Source organism: Caballeronia terrestris (assembly GCF_001544515.1).
GTDB lineage: Bacteria > Pseudomonadota > Gammaproteobacteria > Burkholderiales > Burkholderiaceae > Caballeronia > Caballeronia terrestris.
The window spans coordinates 1-6,463 of the sequence record NZ_FCOL02000135.1; the positions used below are offsets into that span (position 1 = coordinate 1).

Annotated in this window: 7 protein-coding genes; 2 read left to right on the top strand and 5 right to left on the bottom strand. The window is 58.6% G+C overall.

Going from position 1 to position 6,463, the window contains the following annotated elements; all coding sequences use genetic code 11:
* Together AWB67_RS33555 and AWB67_RS40115 are read right to left on the bottom strand one after the other, a co-directional pair.
* On the bottom strand, nt 1–356 hold a 356-nt coding region (locus AWB67_RS33555; protein WP_235025496.1), incomplete at its 3' end, for a globin domain-containing protein.
* 209 nt (nt 357–565) lie between these two features.
* Nucleotides 566–793, bottom strand: coding sequence for a hypothetical protein (locus AWB67_RS40115; RefSeq protein ID WP_125477799.1), 228 nt, complete (start codon nt 791–793; stop codon nt 566–568).
* Between the two features lie 219 nt (nt 794–1,012).
* Here AWB67_RS40115 and AWB67_RS33560 point away from each other — a divergent pair, with 219 nt between their 5' ends.
* On the top strand, nt 1,013–1,618 hold the full coding sequence (locus AWB67_RS33560) for a CBS domain-containing protein (RefSeq protein WP_062638731.1): 606 nt from the start codon (nt 1,013–1,015) through the stop codon (nt 1,616–1,618).
* Nucleotides 1,619–1,828: 210 nt separating this feature from the next.
* Here the strand turns inward: AWB67_RS33560 and AWB67_RS33565 are convergent, their stop codons facing one another.
* Nucleotides 1,829–2,005, bottom strand: a complete 177-nt coding sequence (locus tag AWB67_RS33565; protein ID WP_327366956.1) for a hypothetical protein — start codon at nt 2,003–2,005, stop codon at nt 1,829–1,831.
* Between the two features lie 1,075 nt (nt 2,006–3,080).
* On the opposite strand from AWB67_RS33565, the gene AWB67_RS33570 reads away from it, so the two are divergent.
* Nucleotides 3,081–3,311, top strand: a complete 231-nt coding sequence (locus AWB67_RS33570; protein WP_087660315.1) for a hypothetical protein — start codon at nt 3,081–3,083, stop codon at nt 3,309–3,311.
* Between the two features lie 72 nt (nt 3,312–3,383).
* Here AWB67_RS33570 and AWB67_RS33575 read toward each other — a convergent pair whose 3' ends face one another.
* Both AWB67_RS33575 and AWB67_RS33580 read right to left on the bottom strand, forming a co-directional pair.
* Nucleotides 3,384–4,583: a class I SAM-dependent methyltransferase gene (locus tag AWB67_RS33575; RefSeq protein WP_062638767.1), complete on the bottom strand. Its 1,200-nt coding sequence runs from the start codon at nt 4,581–4,583 to the stop codon at nt 3,384–3,386.
* A 50-nt stretch (nt 4,584–4,633) separates the two neighbouring features.
* Nucleotides 4,634–6,187 (bottom strand): nitronate monooxygenase, encoded by a 1,554-nt coding sequence (locus tag AWB67_RS33580; protein ID WP_087660316.1) that lies wholly within the window; start codon nt 6,185–6,187, stop codon nt 4,634–4,636.
* Nucleotides 6,188–6,463 lie beyond the last annotated feature (276 nt).

The following is a 6,463-nucleotide window of genomic DNA, read 5'->3' on the forward strand; positions in this document are numbered from 1 at the left end:
ATCTCACCGCTGAAGGCGTCACCCAGCGTCTCGCCCATTGCGGCAAGCAGGTGCTCACCCACGATAGGATAGTGCTCCGGCTGCACGCCAAGGCTGGCATGCTTCTGGGATATACGCTTGACGGCTGGTCCGAGCGCGGCGAGATTGTCGATGATAGAGGCGTATGCCCAAACGGCATGCGCCAGCGCCTCCGACTGTCCACCGGATCGCTGGTTGGCGTGGTTGAAAAGATTTCTGAGCTCGGGGTGATGTTCAAAGAGGCGGTGGTAGAACCGTGTCACCACCGTCATTCCGTGCTCGCTGAGAACTGGCGCGCTCGACTTGATGATCTCGGTCTGCTTTGGGGTCAAGGCCATTGCGGATCTCCTGTGTACGCGCTCGCCCTTGCTATCGCCGTGGCGGTTTCGCAGCTCAACTGCGCGAGACGCCCAATGCGCGAGCGCGTCCCACGAATAAGAGCAAGGACAACGCTTCGATTATATTTGAGGCGACGACAAAGCGTAGACGCGCTAGTCGGCGCTCATCGAGTTTGTCATCCAGGGTCCAGGCGTGCTTATAGTAGGGGTCAACGATCCTCGCCTCGGCCTCGCGACCACCGCTCGATATCGGCGAGGAGCTGAAGATATTCATTCAATACGGCGGTGTTACGATCCGATGTGGCAACACCTTGATGCACTTCGGTCCGAAGCCGGCCGAGTTTTTCCAGCAAAATAGACGCAGGTATCGTTTGGACCGTCAAAATTCTGAAGTCCATCCGGATTTCGGCGGCGCTACGTTGATAGCGATCTCTCATCTTCTTCTCAGGGCTCTTTGAGTCATGCGATGCACTCCGAAGGCCGTTGCCTGTTGGCAGCATTGGCCTAGCCGACCTCTGCAGTGACGTACTGGCGCCCAGTACCGGCCGGCGCCAATCGTCTTCGGGAAAACGCTGATCGCATTTCGCTTAATACGCATCAGCTGAGCGTATCATGGTGTGATACGTTTATCCTAGCGCAGTTGGACGAGGGTAATCATGGCCGTATCTTCCAATTTTACAAGGTGGCTGACGGGTGTTCGTCGTGCCGCGGCACAACTCGACGTCGGTCATTCTTTCCTGGATGAGACGTGTACGCCGGCGGCGGACTCAGACCGTGTGGCGCTGCTTCGCGAGCAGCTCGAACAGCAAGTGTTCTTCAGGAGACTGATGGAAATGACCTGCGTGGAGGTGATGCAGGTTCCCGTTACGAGCGTCACTGATGATCAAACTATTGGTAGCGCACTTAATCTGCTCGATAAACGGCGAGTCAAATTGCTGCCCGTGATCGACACGAGAGGTCGCCTGATTGGCGTCGTCACGCGCGCGGATCTTCAGCCGCTTCACCCGAGCGTCCGCGGCGTTGCTGTGGAACGCAGCGCGATCGAGGCCGCGGAACGGGAAAGGAGACGGTTACCGGTTCGCAGCGTGATGTCGACTGAAGTGACTACAGTTAATGCGGCGACCAGAGTAGCAGAGGTGATCCCCCGCTTCACCGCTCGAGGGCATCATCACATCCCAGTGGTGCTCGACGACAATAAGTTAGTTGGAATGCTCACGCAATCGGATATCGTGGCAATAATGTGCCGAAGGAAGGCGGGCTAACCTCGGTCTGGTATTCGAGCCACACGCAGCGATCGACGGTAAAGGAGATCCCTTCAAAACAGTGCCTGGATCTGTGAGGGAGGCCTCTGCTAGATCATGGCGAAGCGGTCATAGCGCTTTGCCGCGTTATGGTCATTCGGGGCCTCGTTGTGAGTTACGGGTCTTACAGCTGTCAACGGCGCTTTCGGTCCGACGATCCATTGAACTGGGTTATACAATCAGCGGAATGCGCGACACTGCGTCGAGCATCAATCGACCATCGCGTGTCAGATGAAGTCGCTGGCATCCGGAAGCGAGCGTCTCACGGGTGACGAGATGGCGGCCGAGCAGTGCTTCCAGATCGTCGGCGCTCAGTTCTGACTGATCGAGCGCGTCGCGGACGAGCATGAGAGCAGCGAATTCGTGCAGGCTAAGCAATTTTTGTCTCCCAACAGTAGTCAGTCTTGGATGTGATTATTTGGAGCACTACCGCAGGTCTCCGAGGCGTCATGCCGACGACTGCGGCAACTCGCCAGATCTGCTGAAACGACCTCGGCCAGTCCTACCGATGACAGGTCCTGGCGATACACCCGTCATGAATCTCGCGAACGAATGAACGACGAAATCAACTGACTTGGAAGTCGATGGAATTCCAACAAGAGATCGCAATCGCGTTCCATTTACCCGTGCGTGCACGCCCACGCGATTCCCATAGACGAGCACGTCGACGATCTTGCCTCAATATCTGACAGTGATCTCGACAGCGCGGCAAAGACGCTTATTTTGGCCTCGCCGCCTCGCGCGGGTAGCAAGCCAGACGACGCGGAGATACATTAGCAGCCGTTCATGAGAATGGTGTGCAGGAGGGCGATGTCTTGCCTCGCACGGCCAGATGGAAAACGCCAACTGACCGGCGCGCCGACGCAGGCATATGTCGTCATCCTGATTCATCAACGCGATATCCTCCCGGGGCAATTGCGCCCCAATGCCGCAGCATCAAGCTCTGCGGCGTCTCGTTAGCACTCAGCCCGCGCCGGCGGTGAGGAGTCGCTGAGCTGGTGTGGCAGCCTGTCCGGGTCGGGCCGTGCTAGCCCTGCAAACCTGCCATGCTCTTGCGCAACTACGAGAGCGGACAACGGCATGCAGCATGCAAAGGCGTATGTGGCTGCGGCACCGGCGCCGATCAAACTTAGAGCGGCCGCTGAGATCGATAGATAGTCCATTTGTGCCTCCGTTCGCTAAGAACTGTTCAAATTATGTATCACGACATGATGTAATGCAACCTGGTATGTAGTTACCTGTCGTGCGTGGACGCCTGTAGCGATCATCCCTCGCATGTATCTGGACGTTGTTAAGCGGAATGCTATTGATTTCGCAACACGTACTTGTATGCCTTCGACGTAAGCGGGAGACGGGGCCGCTCAGCGCCAAGCTGTGGAGTTTTCCGCGATTGCGGCCTCTCCCTTAAATCGAGCTGATTGAAATGATTGAGCGAGATCATCGCGTCCTCGCCGTCCTTCCATTTGTCGGGCATCGCAACGTGGTGGGAGTCTGGCAGCTGCAGTGCGTCGACAATGTGCAGGAGTTCGTTAAGCTGCTGCCGATGCTCAATCCCTGTTCAAGCGCCAGGCCGCATAAAGGCATCGCGCTCCAAATCAAGGCCAGTGCTACTTGGGTGAATGTTGCTCATCTCGCTGACCTGGTGCGTCCGTAGCCCCTCGATAGACGGCGAGCGTGTTTTGCAGTCTGCTTCGCGGCCAGCCCTTTTGGTGTGAAGGCGGGAAAATCAATAAATGTAACGGCGTGACCACGGGAGGGTGGCTGCACTGCGGCCTGCCTTGCGGCCAACGATCTGGAAGATGGCAACCTCGTCGTTCTCGAACGCATAGGCGCAGCCGGCGAGATAAATGCGCCAGATCCGATACTTCTCCTCGTCGACGAGCGCGTGCAGTCTCATACTTTGTGCTTCGTAGTTGTCGCTCCATATACGAAGCGTTCTGGCATAGTGACGGCGGAGGTTTTCCACGTCGAACGCTTCCAGTCCACCGCATTGCATGGCGTTCAGCGCGAGGCTGAGGTGGGGCAAGTCGCCGTTCGGAAACACGTACTTTTCGATGAACGGGCTGCCGTGTGAGGTTTCGTCACCGCCAGGGTCCGTCGAAGTAATCCCGTGATTCATGATGACACCATCGTCGGCCAGTAGGCTTTGAACGCGCGCAAAGTACCCTGATAGATTCGCGCGTCCCACGTGCTCGAACATGCCAACGCTTGTAATCCGGTCGAACCGTCCGTCAACGTCGCGATAGTCCTGCAAACGAATCTCGATGCGATCCGCGAGGCCGGCGGCTTTCACGCATTCGTTAGCCCAGTCGTATTGGTTTCTGGACAGCGTAATCCCGACGCAACGCGCGCCGAATTTTTGCGCGGCTCGAATCACGAGCGCACCCCAGCCGCAGCCGATGTCGAGCAGTGTGTGCCCCGGCTGGAGCTGGATCTTGGTCAAGATATGATCGATCTTTTTCTGTTGCGCGGTTGCGAGATCTTCATCGCCATTTTCGAAATAAGCGCACGAGTAGACCATCCCGGGGTCGAGCCACAATCCATAGAAATCGTTCGAAACATCGTAGTGATACTGGATCGATTGCTTGTCCGACGCCCTCGAGTGCGTGACACGCCGCGCAAGACGCTGCCACTGACCCGGCGCATTGGCGACGGTTTTGGCAAGCCCGTAACTGATCTCAATGATATCGCTCAGCTTTCCTTCGACGTCGATTTTATCCTGAACATACGCGACGCCGAGATTATCGAGGTTCGGGTCGAGCAACAGTGGCATCGCCGCGGGCGACTTCACGTGCAAGGTGACGGCCGGCTGCCTGAAGTCGCCAAGGTCAAACGACTGACCATCCCACAGTGCCAGCCGTGCTGGCATGTTGACGCCGGCGCGCACTTCGGCAGCCCATTGCGCCAGCCGTTTATCCCAAAGCATCTGATCCTCCGTCATTTCGGTGGTCAAGCGAGTCCTGCTTCGCAAGGTCGCTATGCGCTGCCTGGCGGAGCGCCGCCAGTCGCAGCCTCGAGTTGTCTCTCGACGAGCCTAATGTTTTCTTGGTGCGACGCTAGCATCGCGGTGAGTTCGGCGCGGAGTTGTTTTTCGTCGACGCCGGGCAGCAGCGCATGGAGCTTGCGCACGACCCACGCCTGGCCTCGATTTAGGAATGCCATGCGCTGCCACAGATCTGCGACGGCCATAGCTTTCTCATAAAAGGCACCGGTGCGCCGCGATGGCGACCCGTCCAGCGACTGAATCGCCTTTGTCAGCACGCCGCACCAGCGCGCCTCGTCTTGCCGGACGGCGATCATCATCTGCTTTAGTGATGGTTCGGCGATTTCAACGACCATTTGAGACGCCACCCGTGCGCCGGCGCGCTCGGCCTCCAGCAGTTCGTTCAGTGTCGCCAGTAGCGCGTGACGGCCAGTGGTTCTATGTCGCTCGTCACCCATGTGCTCCGACAGGGCAATGGCTGATTCCTTCCTGTCGAGCACGGATGCAACGCCTGGGTCGAGAAGCGCGCCGGCCTGCAAGACGATCTGGTGTAGGCGCGTAGCTGCTCCCGTTATGTCGCTGATGCGTTCCGCGCCCGTTCCGGCGTACAGTGCCATTGCTTCGAAGTCGCCCGTCATTGAACGCAGTGGCGAATCGGTGCTAAACAGATAGATCGGCCGTCCTTCCTCTTCGCCGATCACTGTGCTTTCCGTGCCGTTCGTGCCGCAAGCGCCGAAGGGGTCGCCGCGCTCCCCGCGCGTGACGCTATTGGCCAGCACGCGCACCCGAGCGCCCTTGGGCCAGTTGATATGAAACGAGTCCGTCAGAAGTGTCTCGTGCTCGCCTGCATCGACAATGCGCTGCTTGTGGTAACTGTGCGCAAAGGACTCGCGAGTCGGAATCATCGCTGTGCCGAGGACGACGCCCTGCGCGCCGAGGGAGAGGGCGGTCGCGACATCTGCGCCTTCGGTGATGCCGCCGGCCGCAAGGACAGGAAGCCGCGTGCCCGCGACGACCTCTGGCAGCAGCACCGCCAGGGGTTGGGTGCCACGCACGTGCCCGCCAGCCTCTCGGCCTTGGACAATCAGGAAATTTACGCCCGCGGCTTCGACCGAGCGTGCCTCTTCGATCGAGCCGATCTGATAGGCGACCGTAATGCCGGCATCGCGCAGCCGCCGGACAATCGCGGGAATGACGTCCCAAAAAAGCGCCACGACCGGGACGCCTATTTCGATGCAGGTGGCGATTTGAGCGTCGAGCAAATCGACGGGCGTCGCAGCGGGAATCAGGTTGACGCCGAACTTGCGATCTGTGCCGGCGCGAACTTCTCGGACTTCCTTCAAAATCAGAGAGGTCGGCTCACGCACCATGCCTAGAAAGCCGAAGCCGCCGGCAACCGTCACCGCAGTGACAAGCTCCGCGCGTGAGACGCCGCCCATGCCGGCGAGCACGACGGGCCACGTGCAGCCAAGAAGGTCGCACATGGGACGATGGAGCGTGTTTGCGAACCGATGAAGGTCAGAAGACAGATCGAGCGCAATCGACATAACACTCCTTTCCCTGTGCGGATACCGGGCCCCGCCGGAGCCACAGATGCAATTGCGTCTAGAAAAAGGTGGCTTCGGCTCCGGCGCGTCAGTCATACATTGGACAAATGTTCGGGTTTACCGCGCTCGCGCGGGCAAGATCGAGCGTCGTCCTGTTGGCTGTGAGGTCGACTTCTTGTCAACGTTCTCCACATACATTGCTAGACATCATGTATGGACCTGCCGCACCTCAAGGTACGCGGATTAAGCTTGAGGTAGGTTACGCCGCGGCTCAGA

Bases quoted from the DNA above. Each gene is read 5' to 3' on its own strand.
- AWB67_RS40115 (WP_125477799.1), bottom strand. From the start codon at position 793: ATGAGAGATCGCTATCAACGTAGCGCCGCCGAAATCCGGATGGACTTC.
- AWB67_RS33560 (WP_062638731.1), top strand. From the start codon at position 1,013: ATGGCCGTATCTTCCAATTTTACAAGGTGGCTGACGGGTGTTCGTCGT.
- AWB67_RS33565 (WP_327366956.1), bottom strand. From the start codon at position 2,005: ATGCTCGTCCGCGACGCGCTCGATCAGTCAGAACTGAGCGCCGACGAT.
- AWB67_RS33570 (WP_087660315.1), top strand. From the start codon at position 3,081: ATGATTGAGCGAGATCATCGCGTCCTCGCCGTCCTTCCATTTGTCGGG.
- AWB67_RS33575 (WP_062638767.1), bottom strand. From the start codon at position 4,583: ATGCTTTGGGATAAACGGCTGGCGCAATGGGCTGCCGAAGTGCGCGCC.
- AWB67_RS33580 (WP_087660316.1), bottom strand. From the start codon at position 6,187: ATGTCGATTGCGCTCGATCTGTCTTCTGACCTTCATCGGTTCGCAAAC.